Source organism: Citrobacter sp. 506 (assembly GCF_050434985.1).
Lineage (GTDB): Bacteria > Pseudomonadota > Gammaproteobacteria > Enterobacterales > Enterobacteriaceae > Citrobacter > Citrobacter braakii.
Genome location: NZ_JBNDJN010000001.1, coordinates 827,798 through 854,084, shown reverse-complemented (window position 1 = coordinate 854,084; position 26,287 = coordinate 827,798). Strand labels below are relative to the sequence as shown.

At 54.8% G+C, this 26,287-nt stretch carries 24 protein-coding genes; 12 read left to right on the top strand and 12 right to left on the bottom strand.

The features are described 5' to 3' along the window. Nucleotides 1-58: 58 nt before the first annotated feature. On the top strand, nucleotides 59-1,417 hold the full coding sequence (locus ABIE10_RS04265; RefSeq protein WP_047498903.1) for an MFS transporter: 1,359 nt from the start codon (nucleotides 59-61) through the stop codon (nucleotides 1,415-1,417). A gap of 37 nt (nucleotides 1,418-1,454) precedes the next feature. Here ABIE10_RS04265 and pncA read toward each other — a convergent pair whose 3' ends face one another. Genes pncA through sppA form a run of 3 tightly spaced genes read right to left on the bottom strand, consistent with a single transcriptional unit; the run spans nucleotide 1,455 to nucleotide 5,036 of the window. Next, nucleotides 1,455-2,093, bottom strand: coding sequence for a bifunctional nicotinamidase/pyrazinamidase (pncA, locus tag ABIE10_RS04260; RefSeq protein WP_046275890.1), 639 nt, complete (start codon nucleotides 2,091-2,093; stop codon nucleotides 1,455-1,457). A 14-nt stretch (nucleotides 2,094-2,107) separates the two neighbouring features. Further along, nucleotides 2,108-3,124: an asparaginase gene (gene ansA / locus ABIE10_RS04255; RefSeq protein WP_016156311.1), complete on the bottom strand. Its 1,017-nt coding sequence runs from the start codon at nucleotides 3,122-3,124 to the stop codon at nucleotides 2,108-2,110. Between the two features lie 55 nt (nucleotides 3,125-3,179). Next, nucleotides 3,180-5,036: a signal peptide peptidase SppA gene (gene sppA / locus ABIE10_RS04250; RefSeq protein ID WP_016156312.1), complete on the bottom strand. Its 1,857-nt coding sequence runs from the start codon at nucleotides 5,034-5,036 to the stop codon at nucleotides 3,180-3,182. Between the two features lie 175 nt (nucleotides 5,037-5,211). Between sppA and ABIE10_RS04245 the strand changes: the two genes are divergently transcribed. From ABIE10_RS04245 to topB, 3 genes are all read left to right on the top strand, one after another. Next, a complete protein-coding gene (locus tag ABIE10_RS04245; RefSeq protein WP_016152830.1) occupies nucleotides 5,212-5,763 on the top strand; it encodes an NAD(P)H nitroreductase in 552 nt (183 codons plus the stop codon). Between the two features lie 116 nt (nucleotides 5,764-5,879). After that, nucleotides 5,880-6,923 carry a selenide, water dikinase SelD gene (selD, locus tag ABIE10_RS04240; protein ID WP_103766207.1) on the top strand — a complete coding sequence of 348 codons (1,044 nt, stop codon included), beginning with the start codon at nucleotides 5,880-5,882 and terminating at the stop codon, nucleotides 6,921-6,923. 4 nt (nucleotides 6,924-6,927) lie between these two features. Next, nucleotides 6,928-8,874, top strand: coding sequence for a DNA topoisomerase III (gene topB / locus ABIE10_RS04235; protein ID WP_049282049.1), 1,947 nt, complete (start codon nucleotides 6,928-6,930; stop codon nucleotides 8,872-8,874). Between the two features lie 63 nt (nucleotides 8,875-8,937). Here the strand turns inward: topB and gdhA are convergent, their stop codons facing one another. Beyond that, nucleotides 8,938-10,281, bottom strand: a complete 1,344-nt coding sequence (gene gdhA / locus ABIE10_RS04230) for an NADP-specific glutamate dehydrogenase (RefSeq protein ID WP_047498892.1) — start codon at nucleotides 10,279-10,281, stop codon at nucleotides 8,938-8,940. A gap of 237 nt (nucleotides 10,282-10,518) precedes the next feature. On the opposite strand from gdhA, the gene ABIE10_RS04225 reads away from it, so the two are divergent. Beyond that, the gene (locus ABIE10_RS04225) at nucleotides 10,519-10,794 is read left to right on the top strand and encodes a YnjH family protein (protein ID WP_016152834.1); all 276 of its coding nucleotides are present in this window, start codon (nucleotides 10,519-10,521) and stop codon (nucleotides 10,792-10,794) included. Here the strand turns inward: ABIE10_RS04225 and ABIE10_RS04220 are convergent. Beyond that, nucleotides 10,754-11,167, bottom strand: coding sequence for a pyrimidine (deoxy)nucleoside triphosphate diphosphatase (locus ABIE10_RS04220; protein WP_032947020.1), 414 nt, complete (start codon nucleotides 11,165-11,167; stop codon nucleotides 10,754-10,756). The genes ABIE10_RS04225 and ABIE10_RS04220 overlap by 41 nt on opposite strands. Before the next feature lie 79 nt (nucleotides 11,168-11,246). On the opposite strand from ABIE10_RS04220, the gene ABIE10_RS04215 reads away from it, so the two are divergent. Together ABIE10_RS04215 and ABIE10_RS04210 are read left to right on the top strand one after the other, a co-directional pair. Next, entirely contained in the window at nucleotides 11,247-11,816 is a 570-nt protein-coding gene (locus ABIE10_RS04215) for a carboxymuconolactone decarboxylase family protein (protein WP_429154821.1), read from the top strand. Next, entirely contained in the window at nucleotides 11,809-12,432 is a 624-nt protein-coding gene (locus ABIE10_RS04210) for a CDP-alcohol phosphatidyltransferase family protein (protein WP_429154819.1), read from the top strand. The genes ABIE10_RS04215 and ABIE10_RS04210 overlap by 8 nt, the downstream gene beginning before the upstream one ends. A gap of 100 nt (nucleotides 12,433-12,532) precedes the next feature. Here the strand turns inward: ABIE10_RS04210 and ABIE10_RS04205 are convergent, their stop codons facing one another. From ABIE10_RS04205 to xthA, 7 genes are all read right to left on the bottom strand, one after another. Beyond that, nucleotides 12,533-13,840, bottom strand: a complete 1,308-nt coding sequence (locus ABIE10_RS04205) for a sulfurtransferase (RefSeq protein ID WP_429154817.1) — start codon at nucleotides 13,838-13,840, stop codon at nucleotides 12,533-12,535. A gap of 86 nt (nucleotides 13,841-13,926) precedes the next feature. Beyond that, entirely contained in the window at nucleotides 13,927-14,559 is a 633-nt protein-coding gene (locus ABIE10_RS04200) for an ATP-binding cassette domain-containing protein (RefSeq protein WP_429154815.1), read from the bottom strand. Further along, on the bottom strand, nucleotides 14,559-16,094 hold the full coding sequence (locus tag ABIE10_RS04195) for a thiamine ABC transporter permease (RefSeq protein ID WP_103766212.1): 1,536 nt from the start codon (nucleotides 16,092-16,094) through the stop codon (nucleotides 14,559-14,561). The genes ABIE10_RS04200 and ABIE10_RS04195 overlap by 1 nt, the downstream gene beginning before the upstream one ends. Then, on the bottom strand, nucleotides 16,067-17,236 hold the full coding sequence (locus tag ABIE10_RS04190) for an ABC transporter substrate-binding protein (protein ID WP_286454735.1): 1,170 nt from the start codon (nucleotides 17,234-17,236) through the stop codon (nucleotides 16,067-16,069). The genes ABIE10_RS04195 and ABIE10_RS04190 overlap by 28 nt, the downstream gene beginning before the upstream one ends. A 32-nt stretch (nucleotides 17,237-17,268) precedes the next feature. Continuing rightward, a complete protein-coding gene (locus ABIE10_RS04185; RefSeq protein ID WP_047417892.1) occupies nucleotides 17,269-17,979 on the bottom strand; it encodes a TVP38/TMEM64 family protein in 711 nt (236 codons plus the stop codon). Then, entirely contained in the window at nucleotides 17,976-18,632 is a 657-nt protein-coding gene (locus tag ABIE10_RS04180) for a TVP38/TMEM64 family protein (protein WP_186336866.1), read from the bottom strand. Before ABIE10_RS04180 ends, ABIE10_RS04185 begins: the two co-directional genes overlap by 4 nt. Nucleotides 18,633-18,855: 223 nt before the next feature. After that, entirely contained in the window at nucleotides 18,856-19,662 is an 807-nt protein-coding gene (gene xthA, locus ABIE10_RS04175) for an exodeoxyribonuclease III (protein WP_016156323.1), read from the bottom strand. Nucleotides 19,663-20,106: 444 nt separating this feature from the next. Here xthA and astC point away from each other — a divergent pair, with 444 nt between their 5' ends. The 5 genes from astC to astE are packed head-to-tail and all read left to right on the top strand — an operon-like array spanning nucleotide 20,107 to nucleotide 26,131. Continuing rightward, nucleotides 20,107-21,327 carry a succinylornithine/acetylornithine transaminase gene (astC, locus tag ABIE10_RS04170; RefSeq protein ID WP_169330182.1) on the top strand — a complete coding sequence of 407 codons (1,221 nt, stop codon included), beginning with the start codon at nucleotides 20,107-20,109 and terminating at the stop codon, nucleotides 21,325-21,327. Next, entirely contained in the window at nucleotides 21,324-22,358 is a 1,035-nt protein-coding gene (astA, locus tag ABIE10_RS04165; RefSeq protein ID WP_016152846.1) for an arginine N-succinyltransferase, read from the top strand. Before astC ends, astA begins: the two co-directional genes overlap by 4 nt. Next, the gene (gene astD / locus ABIE10_RS04160) at nucleotides 22,355-23,833 is read left to right on the top strand and encodes a succinylglutamate-semialdehyde dehydrogenase (RefSeq protein ID WP_429154811.1); all 1,479 of its coding nucleotides are present in this window, start codon (nucleotides 22,355-22,357) and stop codon (nucleotides 23,831-23,833) included. The genes astA and astD overlap by 4 nt, the downstream gene beginning before the upstream one ends. Then, on the top strand, nucleotides 23,830-25,173 hold the full coding sequence (astB, locus tag ABIE10_RS04155) for an N-succinylarginine dihydrolase (protein WP_202195172.1): 1,344 nt from the start codon (nucleotides 23,830-23,832) through the stop codon (nucleotides 25,171-25,173). The genes astD and astB overlap by 4 nt, the downstream gene beginning before the upstream one ends. After that, the gene (gene astE / locus ABIE10_RS04150) at nucleotides 25,166-26,131 is read left to right on the top strand and encodes a succinylglutamate desuccinylase (RefSeq protein WP_049282040.1); all 966 of its coding nucleotides are present in this window, start codon (nucleotides 25,166-25,168) and stop codon (nucleotides 26,129-26,131) included. The genes astB and astE overlap by 8 nt, the downstream gene beginning before the upstream one ends. The last annotated feature ends 156 nt before the right edge of the window (nucleotides 26,132-26,287 follow it).

Below are 26,287 nucleotides of genomic sequence, written 5' to 3'. Positions count from 1 at the left end.
GAGATTTTTTCTGCCGCGATCGCCATACTTTCTATTTAGCTTAATTTGAGGCATCCAGATGGAACAATGTGACCCTATCGGTGCAAGATTAGATCGCTTACCTTTATCTCGATTTCATTTTCGTATTTTCGGCATTATCAGTTTTAGTTTATTAGTCACCGGTTTTCTCAGCTATTCCGGGAATGTGGTGTTGGCAAAATTAGTCAGTACCGGTTGGTCAAATAATTACCTCAACGCCGCGTTTACCTCGGCTCTGATGTTTGGCTATTTTATTGGCTCACTAACCGGTGGCTTTATTGGTGATTATCTTGGTCGACGCAAAGCGTTCCGCTTCAATTTGCTGATCGTCGGGGTCTCTGCCTGTGCGGCAACGTTTGTGCCTAACATGTATTGGCTTATCTTTTTCCGCTTCCTAATGGGGAGCGGAATGGGAGCGCTGATTATGGTGGGCTATGCCTCATTTACTGAATTTATTCCGCCCGGGGTGCGTGGGAAGTGGTCTGCTCGCCTGTCGTTTGTCGGCAACTGGTCGCCGATGCTTTCAGCGGCGATTGGCGTTGTGATTATCGCCTTTCTAAGCTGGCGGATGATGTTTTTACTCGGTGGCATGGCGATGCTCTTAGCATGGTATCTGTCGGGAAAGTATTATATTGAATCTCCTCGTTGGCTGGCTGGCAAAGGAAAGAGAAACGAAGCTGAAAAACATCTTCTACAGGTGGAACTGCAAATTCAGAAAGAAAAAAACATCACTTTACCTCCCTGCCATAGCGATTGCCTGACGGCGGATATAAGCACGGAAAGTGATTCATTTTGGCTCTTGTTCAAAGGGCCGATGTTGCGTTGTACGCTGGTGGCAATCACCGTGCTTATCGCGATGAATATTTCGCTCTATACCATTACGGTATGGATCCCGACGATTTTTGTTAATTCGGGAATCGATGTGACGAAATCTATTTTTATGACCGCGATAATTATGATTGGCGCACCCGTTGGGATATTTATTGCCACACTGATTATTGATCGTTTTCCACGTCGATTGTTTGGTTCATTCTTGTTGGTTATTATCGCGCTGCTCGGATATTTCTATTCGATTCAAACCGAAGAGTGGGCTATTTTGAGCTACGGGCTGGTGATGATCTTTTTTTTGTATATGTACGTGTGCTTTGCCTCTGCGGTATATGTCCCCGAACTGTGGCCCACACACCTTAGATTGCGGGGATCGGGCTTTGTGAATGCCGTGGGAAGAATTGTCGCAGTATTTACGCCCTATGGCGTCGCTATCTTGTTGACCCGCTACGGCTCGATTACGGTCTTTATCGTGCTAGGCATAATGCTGGTGCTGTGCGCGCTGATTCTTTTTTGCTTTGGCATCGAAACACGCAAAGTTTCGCTGGAAGAGATTTCGACACTGGCTTGAGATAACGTGCCGACAGGGGGGATCCTGTCGACATCAATTAGCGATGGGTTTCCAGCCAGTCATCAAGCGTATACAGCGTTGCGCCCGCTGCGGCCATTTCCATAAACGCCTCTGCACTGTCCTGGGGTTGAATATTGACGCCACGGCAGCCGTCGGTAATAACGCTGACGGTATACCCAAGATCGAGCGCATCCAGAACGGTGAATTTAACGCAATAGTCGCTAGCCAGACCCATGATAATAAGCTCCGCAATGCGGTGTTCGAGCAGCCAGGCGTTCAGCGCGGTTGCCTGACGACGACCGTTATCAAAAAACGCACTGTAACTGTCGACCAGCGGGTTCTCGCCCTTGGTGAAGGTTTTCGCTATTGCACGCTGGTTCAGCAGCGGATGCAGGGCCGCTCCTTCGCTGTTTTGCACGCAATGATCGGGCCAGAACGTTTGCGCCAGACCATCCAGTTGTCCCTGACTGTAGGGGGCGACCTGATGCTGGCTGGCAAAACTACCGTGGTTAGCCGGATGCCAGTCCAGACTGGCAACAACCGTGTCGCCGCGTAGGGCGCACCAGTCAATCAGACGGTTGGCAATCTCGATTGTGCTATCGCCTTGCGGAACAGCGAGAGCGCCGCCGGCACAAAAGTCATTTTGTAAATCGACCAACAGTAAGGCTCGGGCCATGGGCATAGACTCCTTTATTCGTCAGGGGTGAGCTCGCCGCGCAGATTTTGCGTCATTGCTTCACGAATGCTCTGCACATCCAGTCCCTGACTGAGTAAATAATGCAATTTGGTGAGCGTGGCTTCGACGGTCATATCCGCGCCGCCAATCACGCCAGCGTGGGCGAGGGCATTACCCGTCGCGTAGCCACCCATGTTTACCTTGCCGGACATACACTGGGTCAGGTTCACCACCACAATGCCACGCGAGCTCGCATCTTCAAGTTCTTGCAGAAACTCTTTATTTTGCGGTGCATTGCCCACGCCGTAGGAGCGCAAAATTAACGCTTTTACCGGCTGGCGCAGGAAGTTACGCACCACATCAGCGGAGATACCTGGGTAAATGGTGACTACGCCAATCGGTTGTGGAGTAATAGGATGAACAATCAGTTCACCTGCGCCGTGCGGTGCTGGCGGTGTTCCCAGTCGACGGATGTGGATCCCGGCTTCCAGGAGCGGCGCAAGGTTGGGTGAGGCAAAGGCGTCAAAGCCATCGGCGTGCGCTTTAGTGGTACGGTTGCCGCGAAACAGTCGATTGTTGAAAAACAGGGTTACTTCATTGATCGGGTAATTTGCCGCAACGTACAGCGCGTTGAGCAGGTTGATTTGCCCGTCTGAACGTAGCTCTGCCAGCGGAATTTGTGACCCTGTCACAATTACCGGTTTACCCAGATTCTCCAACATAAAAGAGAGCGCCGAAGCCGTAAACGCCATAGTGTCGGTGCCGTGCAGAATGACAAAACCATCGTAATCGTCGTAGTGCGCTTTAATGTCTTCCGCAATATGCTGCCAGTCTTCCGGCGTCATGTCGGAGGAATCCATCAACGGGACGTATTCGTGGATGGTGAAGTCTGGCATCTCCGGGCGGTGGAATTCAGGCATCAATGCCAGTTGACGCTGGAGATGACCAGAAACAGGAATATAACCCTGTTCTGAGCGCTGCATACCAATGGTACCGCCGGTATAGGCAACGTAAATCGATTTCTTTTGCATGACTTTTCTTCTGTCTCAATGAAAACCCCTCTTCATCCCGAAGAGGGGGCAATTGTTAGCGAACGTTGGCGCAGGTCAGGCAAAACGCATATCGGTTTTGCGGATCGTTAAACGCGGCCAGCTTATCGCTTTCCGCTTTAACTGCACTGGCCGCAGAAGCCAGCGGCGCCGGGAGCATGGCCTGAATAGCTTCGGGCAGCATGGCGCGAACGGAGCCTGACATGCTGTCCATTACCATATCGACGAATGTCGGTTCATCCTGATAATACGCAATGTGCCACTGTTTCAGCTTGGCAAGCTCAGCCGCTTTCGCGATGGCGTCGTCAAAATCACCGAGGCTGTCTACCAGTCCGTTGGCCTTCGCATCCTGACCGGTCCAGACGTGACCCTGCGCGATTTTGTCAATCTGCTCAGGGGTTGTCTTACGTGCATCCGCGACCAGCGTGATAAAGCGCTTATAGCCATTTTCAATGCTCAATTGCATCATTTGCTGCACTTCAGGCGGTAACGCTTTGGTGATGGAGATATCCGCCAGCGGGGAAGTGGCCACGCCATCGGTATGTACACCAATGGAATCCAGGCTGTTTTCTACGGTGTTGATCACACCAAAGATCCCGATTGAACCGGTTAAAGTGCTGGGGTTTGCCACAATGTAACTGGCTGGGGTGGAGATCCAGTAGCCACCGGAGGCCGCCATGCCGCCCATAGACACGACAACCGGTTTACCCGCCGCTTTTGCCGCAGCCAGCTCAGCACGAATGACTTCCGAGGCGCTGACGCTGCCGCCAGGACTGTTCACGCGCAGAACAATAGCTTTCACTTTCGGATCGAGACGCGCTTCGCGGATTTGTGCGGCAGTGGTGTCGCCCCCCACATTTCCTGGGGTTTCTTCACCGTCCATAATCGCGCCGTTCGCGAAGATAACGCCAATGCTGTCTCCGGTATCCGCCGGTGTTTTCAGCGAATAATCGTAATAGCTGACGGCGCGATAGTTTTTATCCGCTTTGCTCCAGCCAAACTGTTTGGTCAGCATTTTTTCGACTTCGGCGCTGGAGGCGAGTGCATCCACCAGTTTGTTGTCGAGCGCATATTTCGCCGTATCTCCATCGACCTTCGTCAAACCGTCCAGCATTGCCTGTGCGCCAGGGAACACCTGCTGAGCTGGGATCTGGCGGTTGGCGGCGACCGTGTCGAGATAGTTCTGCCACAGCTCGCCGATCCAGCGACTGTCGGCTTCACGCGCGGCAGGAGACATATCATCGCGGATAAACGGTTCTACGGCAGACTTATAGGTCCCGACGCGGAATACGTGCGTGGAAACTTTCAGCTTATCGAGCAGGGACTTGTAGTACAGACCGTTGGTGGCAAAGCCGTGCAGATCAACGGAACCCTGCGGAGAGAGGTAAATTTTGTTAGCGAAACTGGCGAGGTAATACTGCCCCTGGCTGAAGTTATCGCCCACGGCAAAGACCGGTTTACCGCTGTCGCGGAATTCCCGCAGTGCTTTGCCGATATACTGCATGGAAGGCTGGTCTGCCCCGGCAAAATTTTTCAGATCCATCACGATGCCGGTGATGTTGCGATCATCTTTTGCCTGGCGAATCGTATTCACGATATCAAACAGAGAGTTTTCCTGCAGACGATCGGAACTGGCGCCAAACAGCTGACGGCCAATAACGCTTAAACGACTGGTGCTCGAAGGCTTATCGACAATCACCCCAGAGATATCGAGCAGCAACGCGCCTCGCTCAGCGTGTTCGCTGGTGTTGCTGCTGCTGACCTGCATCCAGATGCCCACGCCAACCAGCACCAAAAAGATGAAGAACAGGTTAAGCACAAATTCACGGACGAAATTGAGTAATCGCCATGTCCATTTAAAAAATCCGGCAATAAATCGCCACAGGGTTCGCATGTATTCTCCCTACCAATTAACAACACGCCACCCCGAAATCCCGGAGAAAGGCGATAAGATGAGGCTATCGTAATGACCCGACAGGCACTTGTCAGCAGGAATCACCGCCTGTGCTGTAACAAAATCCGCTCACGTGTTAATTTTGTGAACAAATTTCATTGTTGGAGTTAAGCAAATGGATGCACTCGAATTACTTATGACCCGTCGTAGCGCCTCTCGTCTCGTCGAACCGGCCCCGGCAGGAGAGCAACTGCAAAATATTCTGCGTGCGGGAATGCGCGCGCCGGACCACAAAACGCTGCAACCGTGGCAATTCTTTGTCATTGAGGGCGAAGGGCGTGAACGCTTTGCCGCCGTGCTTGAAAAAGGCGCTATTGCATCTGGCAGCGATGAGAAGGCCCAGGAAAAAGCGCGCAGCGCGCCGTTTCGCGCACCGCTGATTATTACCGTGGTAGCGAAATGTGAAGCAAACGACAAGGTTCCGCTATGGGAACAGGAAATGTCTGCCGGTTGTGCGGTGATGGCCATGCAGATGGCTGCCATTGCCCAGGGCTTTGGCGGTATCTGGCGCAGTGGCGCATTAACCGAAAGTGAGGTCGTCCGCGAAGCGTTTGACTGTCGCCCACAAGATAAAATCGTCGGTTTTCTCTATCTGGGCACACCACAGTTGAAAGCATCCACGACGATTACCCTTGCCGATCCGAGCGCATTCGTCCGTTATTTCTGATATCAACGGCAAAACTGTCTGGATTATGAGCAAAGGCACCCGAATTCAGACAGTCACTCTTACCACATCATGGAATGAGCGCTACCATATCCGGATTGCAATGACAGGAGATGTCCATGAGCGAGCAAGCTATTCGTTTAACGCAATACAGCCACGGAGCCGGTTGCGGTTGTAAAATTTCCCCGAAAGTGCTGGAAACCATCCTGCACAGCGAGCAGGCGAAGTTTGTTGATCCAAACTTACTGGTGGGTAATGAAACCCGCGACGACGCGGCTGTATACGATCTGGGGAACGGCACCAGCGTAATCAGCACTACCGATTTCTTTATGCCGATTGTCGATAATCCGTTTGATTTTGGCCGCATCGCCGCCACCAACGCCATCAGCGATATTTTCGCCATGGGCGGCAAACCGATTATGGCAATTGCTATCCTGGGCTGGCCGCTTGATAAGCTGGCGCCGGAAATCGCCCGCGAAGTAACCGAAGGCGGACGCTTTGCCTGCCGTCAGGCGGGTATTGCGCTGGCGGGGGGGCACTCTATCGATGCCCCTGAGCCTATCTTTGGTCTTGCGGTAACCGGCGTTGTTCCAACTGAACGCGTGAAGAAAAACAGCACCGCCGAGGCGGGATGCAAGCTGTTTTTGACCAAGCCTCTGGGTATTGGTGTCCTGACCACCGCAGAGAAAAAATCGCTGCTGAAGGACGAGCACAAAGGGCTGGCGACGGAAGTGATGTGCCGGATGAACATTGCCGGGGCGGCATTTGCCGATATCGACGGCGTGAAAGCCATGACCGACGTTACCGGTTTTGGGCTGCTGGGGCATCTGAGCGAGATGTGTCAGGGGGCCGGCGTTCAGGCGCAGATCGTCTACCAGGCTATTCCTAAGCTGCCAGGTGTTGAAGAATACATCGCGCAGGGCGCGGTGCCGGGCGGTACCCAGCGTAACTTTGCCAGCTACGGACACCTGATGGGTGAAATGCCGCAGTCGGTTCGCGATCTGCTCTGCGATCCGCAAACTTCCGGTGGTCTGCTGTTAGCGGTAACGCCGGAAGCTGAAGCCGAAGTTAAAGCGTCAGCGGCGCAGTTTGGCATCGACCTCACCGCGATTGGTGAGTTAGTGGAAGCTCGTGGCGGTCGCGCCATGGTTGAGATCCGTTAACTCGATGCGGTTGTTTATTGCCGAAAAACCGAGTCTGGCGCGCGCTATCGCCGATGTGCTGCCGAAGCCACATCGCAAAGGTGACGGTTTTATCGAATGCGGAAACGGGCAAGTGGTGACCTGGTGTATTGGTCACCTGCTTGAGCAGGCGCAGCCAGATGCCTACGACAGTCGTTATGCTCGCTGGAGTCTGGTTGATCTGCCGATTGTCCCGGAAAAGTGGCAACTGCAGCCGCGTCCCTCGGTGACCAAACAGCTCAACGTTATTAAGCGATTTTTGCATGAGGCCAGTGAAGTCATTCACGCAGGTGACCCCGATCGTGAAGGACAGCTGCTGGTGGATGAAGTGCTGGATTACCTGCAACTGGCCCCTGAAAAGCGCCAGCAGGTGCAACGCTGCCTGATTAACGACCTCAACCCGCAGGCCGTCGAGCGGGCGATTGAGCGTCTGCGCGCCAACAGTGAGTTCATCCCCCTTTGCGTGTCGGCACTGGCGCGAGCGCGGGCGGACTGGCTGTACGGTATCAACATGACGCGCGCTTATACCATTCTGGGGCGTAACGCGGGCTATCAGGGCGTACTTTCGGTCGGGCGCGTGCAGACGCCGGTGCTCGGACTGGTTGTGCGTCGCGATGAAGAGATTGAAAACTTCGTTGCCAAAGACTTCTTCGAGGTGAAAGCGCATATCGTGACGCCCGCCGATGAGCGGTTTACCGCTATCTGGCAGCCGAGCGAAGCGTGTGAGCCGCATCAGGATGAAGAAGGGCGCTTGCTGAATCGCTCGCTGGCTGAACACGTGGTAAACCGCATTAACGGTCAGCCGGCGATTGTCACCAGCTATAACGATAAACGGGAATCAGAATCCGCGCCGCTGCCGTTTTCGCTATCGGCGTTGCAGATTGAAGCGGCGAAACGCTTTGGCTTAAGTGCGCAAAACGTTCTGGATATCTGCCAGAAGCTGTATGAAACCCATAAACTGATCACCTATCCGCGTTCGGATAGCCGTTATCTGCCGGAAGAACACTTTGCCGGGCGTCACGCGGTGCTGAACGCGATTAGCGTCCATGCGCCGGATCTGCTTCCGCAACCGGCGGTCAATCCCGATACGCGAAACCGCTGTTGGGATGATAAAAAAGTGGATGCCCACCACGCCATCATTCCAACCGCGCGCAGTTCGTCCATCAACCTGAACGATAATGAAGCGAAGATATACAATCTGATTGCCCGTCAATATCTGATGCAGTTTTGCGCGGATGCGGTATTCAGGAAGTGCGTTATTGAGCTGGACATCGCGAAAGGTAAGTTTGTCGCCAAAGCCCGTTTTCTGGCAGAGGCCGGATGGCGTACGCTGCTTGGCAACAAAGAGCGCGACGAAGATAACGACGGGACGCCGCTGCCGGTGGTGGCAAAAGACGACGAACTGCTGTGCGAAAAAGGCGAAGTGGTTGAACGACAGACCCAGCCTCCGCGGCACTTTACCGATGCCACGCTACTGTCAGCGATGACCGGAATCGCGCGTTTTGTGCAGGATAAAGATCTGAAAAAGATCCTGCGCGCAACGGACGGACTGGGAACGGAAGCGACGCGCGCCGGGATTATCGAGCTGCTGTTTAAGCGTGGTTTCCTGGTGAAGAAGGGGCGCTATATCCATTCTACCGATGCCGGAAAAGCGCTGTTTCATTCGCTGCCTGAAATGGCGACGCGCCCGGATATGACCGCGCACTGGGAATCTATCCTGACCCAAATCAGCGAAAAGCAGTGTCGATATCAGGATTTCATGCAGCCGCTGGTGGGGACGCTGTATCAGCTAATCGATCAGGCGCGCAGCACGCCGGTACGACGCTTCCGTGGTATTGCCGCACCGGGTAGTAGTGGTGGTGACAAGAAAAAGAGTGCGCCGCGTAAACGCACGGCGAAAAAAAGCCCGCCATCTGAAGAGGCGGGCCTGTAATGCGCTCTTAGGCTGGATAAGGCACGTGTGCCGTATCTAGCCTACGGGAACAACAGATCTGAATTAAATCACACCCTGGCCCAACATCGCGTCGGCAACTTTCACGAATCCCGCGATGTTGGCGCCACGTACGTAGTTGGTTTGCTTGCTTTCGCCGCCGTACTCGACGCAGGCATGGTGAATATCCAGCATGATGTGGTGCAGGCGCGCATCCACTTTCTCCGCTTTCCAGCCCAGACGCGCGGCGTTCTGCGCCATTTCCAGACCGGATGTCGCTACGCCTCCCGCGTTGGCCGCTTTACCCGGCGCGAACAATACACCGGCTTCCAGGAACAGATCGGTGGCCTCGATGGTGGTAGGCATGTTTGCCCCTTCGGCGACAGCCTTCACGCCGTTGGCGATCAGCACGCGTGCCGCATCGACATCAAGTTCGTTCTGGGTGGCGCACGGCAGGGCGATATCAACCGGAACCGACCACGGCTGTTGGCCCTCCAGATAGGTCAGGCCAAATTCGCGGGCGTAATCCGCCACGCGGCCGTCGCGGCTGTCTTTGATCGCGCACAGACGCGCCAGTTTTTCTTTGGTAAATCCGCTTTCGTCGACCACGGTACCGCTGGAATCGGAGGCGGTGACTACTCGCGCGCCAAACTCCATGGCTTTCTCAATGGCGAATTGCGCCACGTTACCGGAACCAGAGACGGCCACGCGCATGCCTTCAAAGCCCAGACCATGGCGTTTGAGCATCGCTTCGGTGAAGTACACCAGACCGTAGCCGGTAGCTTCCGGGCGAATCAGGCTGCCGCCGAAAGAGAGACCTTTACCGGTAAAGACGCAGGCGCTGTTGTTGGACAGTTTTTTCATCATCCCGGCCATAAAGCCGACTTCACGACCGCCCACACCGATATCGCCCGCCGGAACATCGGTATCGGGCCCTAAATGGCGGAACAGTTCGGTCATCAGCGCCTGGCAGAAACGCATGATTTCGCCTTCGCTTTTACCTTTCGGATCGAAATCGCTCCCGCCTTTACCCCCGCCCATTGGCAGCGTGGTGAGGGCGTTTTTAAATGTTTGCTCGAAGCCAAGGAATTTCAGGATCGACAGGTTCACGGAAGGGTGGAAACGCATCCCGCCTTTGTATGGGCCAATGGCGGAGCTAAACTGCACGCGCCACGCGCGGTTGACCTGCACCTGATTGCGATCGTCCAGCCAGACGACGCGGAACTGGATCACGCGCTCCGGTTCAACCAGACGTTCCAGCAACGACATCTGACGATAACGCGGGTTTTGTTCGAGGAAGGGCCACAGTGTCGTCATTACCTCACGAACGGCTTGCGCGAACTCGGTCTGATTCGGGTCGCGCTTTTGCACATGGTTAAGGAATGACTCCAGAGAACATGTCTGATCCATAGATATAAGTACCTCTTATGTATTGATATGGTTATATTTTTGATTTTTGTGTTAAGTGTTTTGCAGTTTTTGACTATAACATCAGCAGTGTGACGGGACGCAAGAAAAAATTAACCGCGCTAAGTAAATTAATATTGCGGCGTGGGTCATAACCAAAAGCGATGATGGCAAGGGCTAAAGTTTCTGCCGGTTTATACCGTTATACTGAGCATAACTGTCAGTCAAAAAGGAAAGAATATGCGCCGTATAATCATGGCAGGAGCGTTGGCACTGGTGTCCAGTGCGACGCTGGCAAATCAGCTCTATCGCCCGGACGTGCAGGTGAATGTCCCGCCGGAAGTGTTCAGTTCCAGCGGTCAGCGGGCGCAACCCTGTAGTCAGTGCTGTATTTATCAGGATCAAAACTACTCAGAAGGGGCGGTGATTAAAGCGGATGGCGTTTTGCTTCAGTGCCAGCGCGATGATAAAACGATCAGCACGAATCCGCTGGTCTGGCGTCGCGTAAAAGGATAAACGCTTCTAATAGCGGGATATCGGCAGGCGCCAGCGGATAACGCAGCGCCTCTTCGGGTGAACACCAGACGATATCCTGATGTTCATACACTTTCAGCTCCCCCTGATATGACGGTACATGCCAGGCATGTAAGTGAATGAGTCGGCCTGAAACCTCGCGTTGATGGCTGGCAATGTAGCGCCCAACGACCGCCTCGATGCCCAACTCTTCACGCAGTTCACGGACCAGAGCCTCTGGTTGACTTTCCCCCGGCTCAACCTTACCGCCAGCAAACTCCCACATACCTGACTGATCCGCATGCTGCGGGCGTTGAGCCAGTAAAATTTTGCCATCACGTTCAATGATAGCGGCGACCACGTCGAGGGTTTTCATTATATTCATCAAGATCTAACGGTAGAAAATGCCATACTATCGTTATCTTTGTTTTATCTAAAGTATTCAGGAGCCACCGTTGAACGATCCTCAGTCGTGGGTAAAACCGTTAATGCGTATCCCTTCCAGTTTGCAACCGCTCGTTGCTACGCAGAAAAAACATTATGGTGATGTGCTGCATCCCACGCGCTGGTGGGGGCGGATGCCGTTCCTGTTCTGGCTGGTGGCGCTGTTTGTCGGGTTTCTGGAGCGTAAAAAGGCACGCCTGTCGCCAGTGATGCGCGCGCTGTTGATGACCCGCGTTTCTCAGATGTGCCACTGCGCTTTCTGCGTTGACGCCAACAGTTTACGGCTGGCTGAACGCTGCGGCGCGCTGGATAAAGTCTTACAGGTTGCCAACTGGCAAGAATCAACGCTATTTAGCGCAGAAGAACGTGTAGGGCTGGCCTATGCTGATGCGGTCACCGCAACGCCACCACAGGTTGACGATGCGCTGAAAGCGCAGATGAAGCAGTATTTTACCGATGACGCCATTACTGAAATGACCGCGCTGATTGCGTTTCAAAATCTCTCTGCGCGTTTTAATGCCGCTCTCGATATTCCCTCCCAGGGACTGTGCGACAGTTTTAAAGGACGCCCGCATGCTTGACCGCCATCTTCATCCGCGATTAAAACCGCTTTTGCATCGCTGCGTGGGCATCATTGATCAACCGGCGATTACCCCGGACGGACTTACGCTGGTCGGTTTTGCTATTGGCGTGCTGGCGTTGCCATTTCTGGCGTTAGGCTGGTATATGGCGGCGCTGGTGGCCATTGTACTCAATCGGCTGTTTGACGGGCTGGATGGGGCGCTGGCACGGCGCAGAGGGCTAACGGACGCGGGAGGATTTCTCGATATCTCGCTCGATTTTCTGTTTTACGCCTTAGTGCCGTTTGGTTTTATTCTTGCTGCGCCGGCGCAAAATGCGCTGGCAGGCGGTTGGCTGTTGTTCGCGTTTATTGGCACCGGCAGCAGCTTTCTGGCCTTCGCCGCGCTGGCGGCAAAGCATCAGATTGATAACCCCGGTTATGCGCATAAATCGTTTTATTATCTGGGCGGACTGACTGAAGGAACCGAGACGATTTTGCTGTTTGTGTTGGGATGTCTGTTCCCGGAATATTTTGCCGTAATGGCGTGGGTCTTTGGCGCGCTGTGCTGGATGACGACGTTCACCCGGATCTGGAGCGGATATCTGACGCTGAAAGCGGTCCAGGGTCAGGCGTAACGTAGTGCGTTGCCGGATGCGCTTCGCTTATTCGGCCTACAACGATGGTTTATGTAGGCTGGGTAAAGCGTTCTCGCTGCATCCGGCAACAATGACAATCTTACTTGCTGGTGTCCGGACCCCGTTCACCGCTGGCGATCGGGTTTTTCGGAGAGCTGCTCCACTCATACCAGCCGCCGTCGTAGACGGAGACGTTTTTCCAGCCCATTGCGCGGGCATACATAAACGTTTCCGAAGCACGCCAGCCGGTACCACAATAGAATGAGACCTGTTGCTCTGGCAGGATATTCCATTGCTTCCACATGGCGGCGATGTCATCGGCGCTGCGCATGGTGCCATCCGGATTATGGAAATCTTCCATGTGGGTGGAGTCGCTGCCTGCATGGCCCCAACGCGCCCCTGCGATCTCACCTTTTGGCTTAATGTAGCTATAGCCACTGGTCGTACCGATAAATTCCGGCCATGAACGAATGCTCACCAAAGACGCATCCTGGCGATGCAGCAGCCCGCGAGCCTGTTCCATATCCAGCATCAGTTGCGGTTGGGCAGGGATCGTCACGCCGAAATCAGGTTCAGGCTTCACCGTTGGTGCCGTACCGCGTTCGACCGGTAAACCTGAGTCAGACCAGGTCTGCCAGCCGCCGTCGAGCAGACGAACATCTTTCACACCTGCATACAGCATAATTTGTGCCACGCGCGCGGCGGCGTAGACATCGCGGCCGTATAAAATCACCGTGGTGTCGTGGCGGATGCCGTGTTTCGCCAGCATCGCTTTGAGCTGCGCGTCGGACACTTTATTCCACAGCGGTTCGCTTTCGACTTCGTTGGTATCAATGTAGCCCGCGCCAGGGATATGGCTGAGCAGATACAACTTCGGCGCGCCCCAGGCGGCTTCAATCACTTTCCAGTCACCGGCCGGTTTGGCGGTCACCTCTTTACCCTGCTGAAGGTCGTGCAGCCACTGCGGGTAAACCAACTGTTCGAAGTGCGGCAGACGTTGCAGGCGGGCAGGGTCCGTAAGCGCATCGCTGAGGGTTAAGATAGCGTTAAAGCCGACTTTCTGCAGGCGGGATTTGACGGCCTGCATGTCAGTATCGCTGCCATACAATGCCACCGGCGCGTCGGTTTTCAGGTGATGCGCCTTAACCCAGGCGCTGAGTTGTTCATCATTCATCTTGTCGAGCCAGGCGGCAGACAGGTTCAGTGCGGAAGGCTCGTGTCCTGAAGGACCATTAAGCGATTGCGGCCAGCCGTTGTAAAAAGCGCTCTGACGGGTATCGATCGCCGCGCCTTGCTTTTGCTGTAACTGGTTGAGGGTGAGCGTCTGTGCTGTTTCAGCAGCCCAGGAAGAAGCGCAAGCGAGCCCTAAAGCCAGTGCCAGCGCGGTCATTTGAGAAACACGTTTCATCGAATAGCCCGACGTTGAAAAAGAGGACGACATTCTGTGCCGCCAGTTAAGTAAAAACCTTGCGTTAACGCAGCATATCGCCACATTCACGCCCAGTTTTCCATCTGTAATACGCGACCTGCTGGCGGAACGTCCTGCGCATCGTGGGTAACCTGGACCACCGGAATACCCAGTTTACGTACCTCGGTGAAGACCCACTGGCGAAAGGTATCGCGCAGCGGCGCATCCAGCCTGTTAAAGGGTTCATCGAGTAACAGCGCCTGGGGTTGCGCCAGCAGCGCGCGAAGCAGGGCGACACGCGAGCGTTGCCCGCCGGAGAGCGAAGCCGGATCGCGTGAATAAAATCCTGCCAGGCCCGCGCGTGCGAGGGCGCTTTCCACTTCATGGCGTCTGGCGGGACCTTGCACGCTGGCGGGTAAGGCCAGCAGTAAATTCTGCCCAACGCTGAAATGGTCAAACAGCAGCGCATCCTGAAACAGAATGCCAATCTGGCGCTGCGCGGTAGGCAGTGTGTCTACGCGCTGTTCGTTGAGCCACAGTTCGCCTGACGCCTGAAACTGAGGAGACAACGCCCCGATCATCCACGAAAATAACGAAGACTTACCGCTGCCGGAAGGTCCCATAATGGTGACAATGTCACTTTTATTAACCTGGAAATTAACGTCCTTCAGTAGCGCTGTCGTACCCTGGTACAACGAGACGCTTTGTACAATGAGCATTAGCGGAGTCCTTGTCGAAAGCGGCCAATCCACGCAGCGAGAAACGCCGCCAGTGCGAAAATTATAAGCGGTAACAGAAGCTGCCATAGCGCCTGGGTTGCCAGAATGGCGGTGCTACCGCCGCTGCTTAATGCCACCGCTTCGGTGGTCAGCGTGGGATAGCGCCCGGCGCCTAACCACAGCGTCGGCATATACTGGGCGATACTGACTGAGAACCCTACCGCGAAGGCAACCAGCGCCGGGCGCGCCAGCTGCGGACATTTTACTTGCCAGAATATGCGCCCCCGGGTCCAACCCAGCGTTTGCGCAATCAAAATCAATCGTGGGTCAATGCGTTGCCACGCCGGTTTGAGCACAAACAGCATCCATGGCATCACCCACAGCAGGTGTCCCCAGACAATGGTTATCATCAGCCCATCCTGTCCGGCATATAACGCCAACAGATACTGTCCAGTCACCAGCGGCAGCGCAGGCAAAATGAGCGGTAGCCAGACCCAACGGTGTCCGGTTTGTGGACCCCATTCCAGCCAGGCAAAAAGTATCAGCAGCGCCAGCACGCTGGAGAGAAGCCCCAGTTGCAGGCTATTGCTGAGCGCCTCGCTATTTAGCGACGAATAGCTGGCGATCAGCGCCAGAACCAGCGCGCACACCACACCGCCAAAGGGCAAAAGTTGTACCAGCGAACGTCCGATTGTACAGGATGAAAAACGCAGGCGTTCCCCGTTTACTGCGGGAATAGTGCGTTGCCAGGCGCGCCAGAGCAGATACCCCGCCAGCGCGATGATGAGTAGCAGCAGTACCAGCAGCAGGCTGGCGAGTGCTCCTTTAGCCTGTTGCTCGGCATCGCCCTGACTGAGCCATTGCCAGCTCAACACGGCAAGCGTTGGTGGGTTTCCGGGACCAAGGACGATTGCTACATCCACTACCGAGAGCGACCAGGCGACGATTGCCAGCATGGCTTTGCCTAACGCGGGGGCGAGAGAGGGCAGAACCAGCCAGTTCAGGCATTGCAGTCGGCTGTAACCCAGCGAATCCAGGACGATAACCTGCTGCGAAAGCTGTTTTTCACTCAGCAGAGCTGAGAGGATCCATAACAAAAAGGCACTCTCTTTTACCGCCAGCGTCACGCCAAGCCCAATGCCGTAGCGGTCAGGCTGGGGGCTGAGAAACGGGAGCCATTGCCAGAGCATGCCGCCTTCGGCAAAAACCAACAGCACGCTGGTGGCGAAGGCAACATGTGGAATCGCCAGCAGCCACGGAAGACGCGTGCACAGACGCGCCCAGCCTGCGCCGGGCCATAAGGCGAGGATCGCCAGCAGGGCGATGATCAGCGCGCCACCAGCCGCGAGGCTTACGGAAACCAGCGTTGCCAGTAACGCCTGCGGGAGTTGAGGATCGCTAAATAGCGCCAGCCAGTGTCTGGTGCTCAGCGCCGGCGTTATCAGAGAAAAAGCCGCTGGCGCCAGCGGCAGATAAACGCCCGCCATGATGGCCCAGAGTAGCAGAATTAATGTGTACCGTAGCGGCGTAGCCATTCTTGTTCCAGAGCGTTTACCCATGCAGCATGCGGTTCTGGCAGTACGGCAGGGAGCCCTTGTGGGATCCGCGCCAGCAGCGCATTACGCTGGTCGACAGGCAATTTTTGTGGATCAAGCACCGAAGGATCTCCCCAGACTGACGGGTCGGCCTTACGCAGCTGCGCTTCGGGTGAAAGCAGGAAATTTGCCACGACTTTCGCTCCGGCGCTGGCACGCGCATTCGCTGGAATGGTGACAAAATGCACGTTGCCGAGCATGCCCTGTGAGAAACCAAAACTATAGCTGCTTTTGGGTAATTCACCGCTGGCCACTTTTTGCTGCGCGTGGGCAGGATTAAAGGTCATTGATAAACGCAGGGTGCCACCGTTGAGCAGCGCATCCATTCGCGCGGGCGTGGGCGGAAAATCTTTACCTTCGCGCCACAGGGCAGGATGCAAAGCATCAAGGTAATGCCACAATGGAGCGGTAACGTCGGCGAATGTGGACGTATCTGGCGCTATTTTCAGCGCCTGCGGCTTGTTGGTGAGCGAAATTAACAACTGCTCAAGAAAAGCCGTTCCGGTAAAGTCTGGCGGACGCGGATAGGTCACCGTGCCAGGGTGCGCCTGGGCAAACTCAAGCAGTGCCTGCGGGGATTGCGGCGGCTGCGCGGTGAGATCGTGCCTGGCAATAAAGGTAAGCTGTGCGCCGCCCCACGGTGATTCAGCCCCCTCCGTTGGAATGGAAAAGTCTTCGTTCACCGGTTTCTGGGTATCAACATAGCGCCAGTTAGGCAGCGTTTGTGCCCACTGGGTCTGTAGCAGCCCGGCTTCTTTCAGCGTGCGGAAATTTTCGCCGTTCACCCACAGTAAATCGACCGAGCCACCGGTTTTTCGCCCAGATGCCGCTTCCGTCTGGATACGTTTTACGGCGTCGGCGGCATCCGCCAGGCGTACGATTTTCAGGTTAATGGCATAGTGCGATTTCATCTCGCCGCTAACCCAGTCGAGATACTGGTTAACTGCGTTGTCGCCACCCCAGGCGTTGAACCACACCGTCTGACCGCGGGCGTCATTTTTGATTTGCTGCCAACTGGCGTCCTCGGCGAAAGCCGCCAGCGGAGAGAGCAGCAAACTCAGGCACAATAAGCAGTAACGCATAATATCTCCATTGCTAAAAATGGGGGAAAGACTCAGGTCTTTTTCCGTTGATGCTCAAGATAAAGGCTTCTGGCCACGGCAATCACCACGCTCAGAGCGAACAGGATGAACAGGCCGGTAACAAACCAAAATGTGCCGCCGGTTAACAGGCTACCAGCCCATGAATAGACGATAGTGGCCGGTAACTGACCGATGCCGGTGGCGATGAAGAAATGGCGAAAACGAATCGAGGTCAGGCCTGCTGCGTAGCTTACCGGGTCGAACGGCACAAAAGGTAACAGGCGACAGACAAGAATTGTGTGCTTGCCATAGCGCTCGAAAAAAGTGTCCATGTTGTTCAGCACCGTTTTTCCGGTCAGTTTTTCCACCGCGCTGCGACCTAAAACACGGGCAATAAAAAAGCACAGCGCCGCGCCAGCCATCGCGCTGCTCCAGGACAGAACGCCGCCCCAAAATGCGCCAAACAGCGAGGCATTGGCAAAGGTGATCACAAAGGCGGGAAGCGGCGCGACGATGGCCTGTAAGATCATCAGGAAGAACGACACGACCGCCGCCTGGGTTCCGTAAGAACGAATGAAGTTCTCAAGAGCATGCTGATCGAGCGTGGTAAATGCCGCCAGGCTGGCGTGAAGAAAATCACTCACGCCAGGTATCCACGCCCACGCCATCAGGGCGAGCAGCAGCAGGGCAAGCAAGCTAATACGGTAATAGCGTGTCCGCCGCGCTTTATTCATCTTGATCATTTACCCGCGTACTCGTGACCGGGCGCCGGATCGACATGTTTATGTCGCGCCCAGGCTTTGGCGGCCTGAACGAGGACGAATAGCGCCAGCCCCGCAACGCTGAGCTTACCGATAAATGCCCAGCTAATCCCTTCGCTGGCCAGTTCGTGCGACATCAGCGTATAGATAAAGATGCCGGGCAAGGTGGTTAGCGCAGATATCACGGTAAATGACCAGAACGGAATGGCCGTCAGCCCATAGGCATAGTTTTGAATGTTATAGGGGAACAGTGGCACGAGCCGGGTCAGGATCAGAAAGTCTACTCCACTATGGGCAATGCCTTTTTCGATAGCCTGAAACGTTGCCGTGTGGCCAACGTATTTCAGCAGTAATTCCCGCCCAAGCCAGCGAGCCAGCATAAACGACAGCGCCGAAGCTATGGTTGCCGCCACTAACGAGATAAGCGTCCCTGTCACCGGGCCAAACAGCACACCGCCGACGATCACCAGAATGCTGCCAGGGATCAGACACAGCGCGGCAACTATAAACAGCAGGATATAAAGGGTATAGCCGAACAGGCCGCTTTGGCGGATGACATCTTGTAAATGATGGAAATTGGTGATCAGATCGGTCAGACCGTAATGATGGAAAACTCCCGCCAGAACGCAGAACAATACCGCAACAATTAGCAGCCGATATTCTGCGTTATGCGAACTTCTTTTTCATGGGGGTTCTCCTGTAAAACCGAATGCAATGTAGCGTTTTCGTCAGCGAAAAGTGCGCGCGAAGATATAATAAATTTCCGGCCGCAACAATGTATTACCGTGGCTTTATTGATTTTGCACAGAATAAACAGACTCTCCAGGCCTGGCCCGGAGAGTGAAAATACGCAGACGATCAGACGCGGAATTTAGCCCATACAGGCGCATGGTCGGACGGCTTTTCCATGCTGCGGATTTCATAGTCGATGCCGGTTTCTTCGCAGCGCTCCGCCAGCGGTTTGCTCGCCAGCAGCAGATCGATACGCAGGCCACGGTTATCGTCAAAGCCTTTTGAGCGGTAATCAAACCACGAGAACTGGTCGTTCTTTTCAGGCCAGGCGTGACGGTAGGTATCTACCAGGCCCCAGCCCAGCAGACGTTCCATCCACTCGCGCTCTTCTGGCAGGAAGGAACATTTGCCGGTACGCAGCCAGCGTTTACGGTTCTCTTCGCCAATACCGATATCGAGGTCGGTTGGGCTGATATTCATATCACCCATGATCAATACCGGATTGTCGCGCTTCAGTTCAGTCTCCAGGTAGTTTTGTAGGTTCTGATAAAACGCGGCTTTGGCCGGGAACTTGGTTTCATGGTCACGGCTTTCGCCCTGCGGGAAATAGCCGTTGATCACAGTGATGCTGCCCAGAGGCGACGGAATTTCCGCCATGATGATACGACGCTGCGCTTCTTCGCCATCACCCGGGAAGCCACGACGCACCGCAATCGGCGTTTCTTTCGTTAATAGTGCTACGCCGTAGTGGCCTTTCTGACCGTGATAAAAGACGTTATAACCCAGCTTTGCTACCTCTTCGAGAGGGAACATATCGTCGTGGACTTTTGTCTCCTGTAAGCCAATAACATCCGGTTGGTGTTTTTCGACAATGGCTGCCAGTTGATGGGGACGGGCACGCAGGCCGTTGATATTAAAAGAGACAAATTTCATAGTCGCTGTCACTTTGCAAGATGAATAGTGCAAGGATGGTAGCAGAATTTCTGCAGGCTGACTGCTTCTTGTCACCTGATTCCAACAATGATTGCTAATGGTGTTAACGATGGAGCAAAAACTGCACCGTTTTGGCGCGTAGCGCGTCGGAAGAGAGCAATAATTTCCGATAAATTTCGTATACGATCACAATTCCAGAATTATATTTGGCGACTGAATAAAATTGCGTTTTTTCCTCTGTTTAGTCATCTGGTACGCAAACATATTCACTTTATATGCACATACAGTGAATATCGTCAGGTTGTAACTCGTTGATATTCCGTCACCGCCCTCCGTTTATGCACTTTTTTCGCTGGCTGGCACGAAGCCTGCAATCTACATTTACACCGCAAACACTATATTTATTAACATATAAATAACCTTTTATTTACCGTTGAGGTCGCTATGTCTCTGTCAATTACGCGTGAAAATTTTGATGAATGGATGATGCCCGTATACGCTCCGGCCCCTTTTATTCCGGTGCGTGGCGAAGGTTCACGTCTGTGGGATCAGCAGGGTAAAGAGTATATCGATTTCGCGGGAGGCATTGCGGTTAACGCGCTGGGTCATGCACATCCGGCATTGCGCGAGGCATTAAACGACCAGGCGAGCAAATTCTGGCATACGGGAAATGGCTACACCAACGAGCCGGTGCTGCGCCTGGCGAAAAAGCTGATTGATGCCACTTTTGCCGAGCGCATTTTCTTCTGTAACTCTGGCGCAGAAGCTAACGAAGCGGCATTAAAACTGGCACGTAAATATGCCCACGATCGTTTTGGTAGCCAGAAGAGCGGCATTGTGGCTTTTAAAAATGCTTTCCATGGTCGCACGCTGTTTACCGTCAGCGCCGGAGGACAGCCCGCCTATTCACAGGACTTCGCGCCGCTGCCGCCGGATATCCGCCATGCCGTGTATAACGATCTCGACTCTGCCAGCCAACTGATTGATGACAACACCTGTGCGGTTATTGTGGAGCCGGTGCAGGGGGAAGGCGGCGTAGTGCCGGCAACAAACGCCTTTTTGCAGGGGCTGCGTGAATTATGCGATCGCCATAATGCGCTGTTGATTTTTGATGAAGTTCAGACCGGGGTTGGCCGTACCGGCGAACTGTATGCCTACATGCACTACGGCGTTACGCCGGACCTGCTGACGACAGCAAAAGCGCTGGGCGGTGGTTTCCCTATCGGCGCACTGCTGGCGACAGAGCGTTGCGCCAGTGTGATGACGGTCGGTACGCACGGTACAACCTACGGCGGAAACCCGCTGGCCACTGCGGTGGCGGGAAAACTGCTGGAAATTGTTAACACGCCGGAAATGCTTAACGGAGTGAAACAGCGCCACGACTGGTTTGTGGAGCGTATTAACGCCATTAACGAACGTTTTGGACTGTTTAGTGAAATTCGTGGACTCGGACTGCTGATTGGCTGTGTGCTGAACGCGGAATTTGCCGGGAAAGCAAAACTCATCTCGCAAGAAGCGGCGGTTGCCGGAGTGATGGTGCTGATTGCTGGCGCTAATGTGGTGCGGTTTGCGCCAGCGTTAAACGTCAGCGAAGAAGAAATCGCCACCGGACTGGATCGCTTTGCGCTGGCCTGCGAACGCATTAAAGCAGGAGGTTCATCATGATGGTGATTCGTCCCATTGAACGCGCTGATATCACCGCGCTGATGCAGCTTGCCAGTAAGACCGGCGGCGGGTTGACCTCGCTACCGGCGAATGAAGCTACGCTGATGGCGCGTATCGAACGTTCGCTACAAACCTGGCGCGGTGAGTTGCCCAAAAGTGAGCAGGGATATGTGTTTGTGCTTGAAGACAGCGCCAGCGGAACCGTGGCGGGGATTTGCGCCATTGAGGTGGCGGTAGGGCTTAACGATCCCTGGTACAACTACCGGGTCGGTACACTGGTGCATGCTTCGAAAGAGCTGAACGTGTATAACGCGCTGCCGACGCTGTTTCTGAGTAACGATCACACGGGCAGTAGCGAACTTTGTTCTCTGTTTCTCGATCCGGACTGGCGTAAAGAAGGCAACGGCTATTTGTTGTCGAAGTCGCGCTTTATGTTTATGGCGGCCTTTCGTGACCGGTTCAATGAGAAGGTCGTGGCCGAGATGCGCGGCGTGATCGATGAACACGGCTACTCTCCGTTTTGGCAAAGCCTCGGCAAACGTTTTTTCTCAATGGAGTTCAGCCGGGCGGATTTTCTCTGCGGAACCGGGCAAAAAGCCTTTATTGCTGAACTGATGCCTAAGCATCCGATTTATACCCATTTCCTGTCTGACGAAGCGCAGAGCGTGATTGGTCAGGTGCATCCGCAAACGGCTCCTGCGCGGGCGGTGCTGGAGAAAGAAGGATTTCGCTACCGCAACTACGTCGATATTTTCGACGGTGGACCGACCCTGGAGTGCGATATTGACCGGGTACGGGCTATCCGTAAAAGCAGGCTGGTGGAGGTGGCTGAAGGGCAGCCTGCGCCAGGCGACTATCCTGCTTGTCTGGTTGCCAATGAAAATTATCAAAACTTCCGCGTCATGTTGGTTCGTGCCGACCCGGATACTCAGCGTCTGGTACTGACGGCGGCGCAACTGGACGCCCTGAAATGTCACGCGGGCGATCATGTACGTTTTGTGCGTCTTTGTGCAGAGGAGAAAACAGCATGACATTATGGATAAACGGCGACTGGGTGACGGGGCTGGGCGAGCGTCGGGTGAAAACCAATCCCGTAAGCGGTGATGTGCTGTGGCAGGGGAATGATGCCGATGCAGCCCAGGTAGCGCAGGCGTGCCGGGCAGCGCGCGCAGCCTTTGCCGGTTGGGCTAAACAGCCCTTTGGTGCACGCCAGGCCATTGTTGAAAAATTTGCCTCATTGCTGGAAAGCAATAAAGCCGAACTCACACAGATTATCGCCCGGGAAACCGGCAAACCCCGTTGGGAAGCTGCCACGGAACTGACGGCGATGATCAATAAAATTGCCATCTCCGTGAAAGCCTGGCATGCGCGTACCGGAGAGCAGCACAGCGAATTACCGGATGGCGCAGCGACGTTGCGCCATCGCCCGCACGGCGTGCTGGCGGTTTTTGGCCCGTATAACTTCCCCGGCCATTTACCCAATGGTCATATTGTTCCGGCACTGCTGGCAGGCAACACATTGATTTTCAAACCCAGCGAGCTGACGCCGTGGACCGGTGAAGCCGTGACAAAGCTGTGGGAGCAGGCGGGATTGCCGCCGGGTGTGCTGAACCTGGTGCAGGGCGGTCGCGATACGGGGCAGGCGCTGAGCGGGCAGGACGATCTCGATGGCCTGCTGTTTACCGGCAGTGCCAATACGGGTTATCAACTGCATCGACAGCTATCCGGCCAGCCGGAAAAAATCCTCGCTCTGGAGATGGGGGGCAACAACCCGCTGATTATTGAGAACCCGGAAGATATTGATGCCGCAGTGCATCTGACTATTCAGTCCGCGTTTGTCACCGCCGGACAGCGTTGTACCTGCGCCCGTCGCCTGTTAGTTAAAAAAGGCGCGCAGGGGGATGCGTTCCTGACGCGCCTGGTGGACGTCAGCCAGCGTTTAATGCCCGGCAACTGGGATGCAGAACCGCAGCCATTTATTGGCGGGCTGATTTCCGAACAGGCCGCGCGGCATGTCTATGATGCCTGGCAGCGTCTGGAGTCGTTAGGAGGCCGGACGCTGTTAGCGCCACGTCTGGTGCAAGCCGGAACGTCACTGCTCACCCCAGGGATCATCGAACTGACCGGGGCAGCGAACGTACCCGATGAAGAGGTCTTTGGACCGCTGCTTGGCGTCTGGCGTTATGACAGCTTTGATGACGCAATTCGTATGGCGAACAACACCCGCTTTGGATTGTCGTGTGGGTTGGTTTCCCCCGATCGCAACCAGTTTGATCAACTGCTGCTCGAGGCGCGGGCCGGGATCGTCAACTGGAATAAGCCGTTAACCGGCGCGGCGAGTACAGCGCCGTTTGGCGGCGTTGGCGCTTCCGGGAACCATCGCGCCAGCGCGTGGTATGCCGCAGATTATTGCGCCTGGCCGATGGCAAGTCTGGAATCACCGGCCTTAACGCTGCCAACGACGCTTAGCCCCGGCCTGGATTTTTCTCGCGAGGATAAGCTATGAAAGCCCGTGAGGTAAATTTTGATGGTCTGGTGGGGCTGACCCACCACTATGCGGGGCTTTCATTTGGTAATGAGGCCTCAACCAAACATCGTTTTCAGGTATCGAACCCGCGTCTGGCGGCGAAGCAGGGTCTGCTAAAGATGAAAGCGCTGGCGGATGCGGGATTTCCCCAGGCGGTGATCCCGCCTCATGAGCGGCCGTATATTCCGGTGCTGCGTCAGTTGGGCTTTACCGGCCGCGACGAACAGATACTGGAGAACGTGGCGCGTCAGGCGCCTCACTGGCTCTCCAGCGCCAGCTCCGCATCGTCTATGTGGGTGGCGAATGCGGCAACGGTCTGCCCTTCAGCCGATGCGCTGGACGGGAAAGTGCATCTGACGGTGGCGAATCTGAATAATAAGTTTCACCGTTCGCTGGAAGCGCCGACCACCGAAGCGTTGCTACGGGCGATTTTCCGTGATGAGAATAGTTTTACGGTCCACGGCGCGTTACCCCAGGTTGCACTATTCGGTGATGAAGGTGCGGCAAACCATAACCGCCTCGGCGGGGATTACGGCGACCCTGGCGTACAGCTGTTTGTTTACGGTCGTGAAGAAGGGAATGCGTCCCATCCGAAGCGCTATCCGGCGAGGCAATCCCGTGAGGCCAGCGAGGCGGTCGCCCGACTGAATCAGGTTAACCCGCATCAGCGCATTTTTGCCCAGCAAAACCCGGACGTTATCGATCTTGGCGTGTTTCATAACGATGTGATTGCGGTGTCGAATCGCCAGGTACTGTTTTGTCATCAGTTGGCGTTTGCCAGACAGCAGGCGTTGTTCGAGCAGTTACGCAGTCAGGTGGCAGGTTTTACCCCGCTGGAAGTCCCGGCTGCGGAAGTGTCGGTGCAGGATGCGGTGACTACCTATCTGTTTAACAGCCAGTTACTGAGCCGTGATGACGGTTCGATGATGCTGGTCCTGCCGCAGGAGTGTCGGGAGCATGCGGGCGTGTGGCGGTATTTGAACCGTCTGCTCGAGGAAGACAATCCGATCGATGACCTGCAGGTATTCGATCTGCGTGAAAGTATGTCCAATGGCGGCGGTCCGGCATGTCTGCGCCTGAGAGTGGTGCTTACGCCACAGGAGCTGCAGGCCGTAAATCCGGCGGTTATCATGAACGATACGCTGTTTAACACGCTGAATAATTGGGTCGACCGTTACTATCGCGATCGTCTTACCGCCGCCGACCTTGCCGACCCGCAGCTGTTGCGTGAGGGGCGTGAAGCGCTGGATACGTTGACGCAATTGCTCAACCTCGGCTCTGTGTATCCCTTCCAGCAGGAGAGGACCAGCCATGGATAATTTTCTGGCCCAGACGCTGGCAGGGATAACCCCCGAGACAACCGAGGGCACAGCTCGCGGCTTTTCCTGGCAGTGGATTGGTCATGGGATTCTGGAGCTGACGCCGGACACTCCGGCGGAATATTCGCTGGTGCTGTCTGCGGGGATCCACGGCAATGAAACGGCCCCGGTAGAGATACTTGATTCAATTCTCTCCAGGCTGTTTAGCGGTGAACTAACGTTGACATGGCGGCTGCTGGTGATTCTGGGGAACCCGCAGGCGCTGGCGGCGGGACAACGTTATTGTCATAGCGACCTGAACCGTATGTTTGGCGGCCGTTGGCAGATTTTTGCCGCGAGTGAAGAAACGCACCGAGCCCATCAGCTTGAGCTGTGTCTGGAGGGTTTTTATTCGCGGGCGAAAGAGCCTGTACGCTGGCATCTGGATCTACACACCGCGATTCGCGGCTCGCAGCATCTGCGCTTTGGTGTGTTGCCACAACGCAACGTTGCCTGGGACGAAGATTTTTTGGGATGGCTGGGAGAGGCAGGGCTGGAGGCGCTGGTTTTCCATCAGACACCTGGCGGCACGTTCACCCATTTTAGCGCTGAACATTTTGGCGCGCTGGCCTGCACGCTGGAACTGGGTAAAGCGCTGCCGTTTGGACAAAACGATCTGACTCAGTTTGCGCAGACGGCAGATGCGCTGGCGAAGCTGCTGCAGGGCGAGCGAATGTCACCGGGAGAAACATCTCCGCTGCGTTACCGCGTGGTGTCGCAAATCACGCGGCGTAGCGACGATTTCATTCTTCACATGGATAACCAGACGCTCAACTTTACCCCTTTTACAGAGGGCACCTTGCTGGCGCAGGACGGTGATGAACGTTTTACCGTCACCCATGATGTTGAATACGTTCTTTTTCCAAATCCAAACGTGGCCTGTGGTTTACGTGCCGGATTGATGCTCGAAAAATTGTGACAAATATATATGCCCTTTTGGTTTATCCCTAAGGGCTTATTTTTACGTGCTGTTTTTATTTATTGCGGATTATTCCTGGTGAATTGCTTTCTTAATAATCAGGGATGAGGTATAGTTCTTCATAATCCCTTCAAAATCATCCTGTTGTAATTTTTT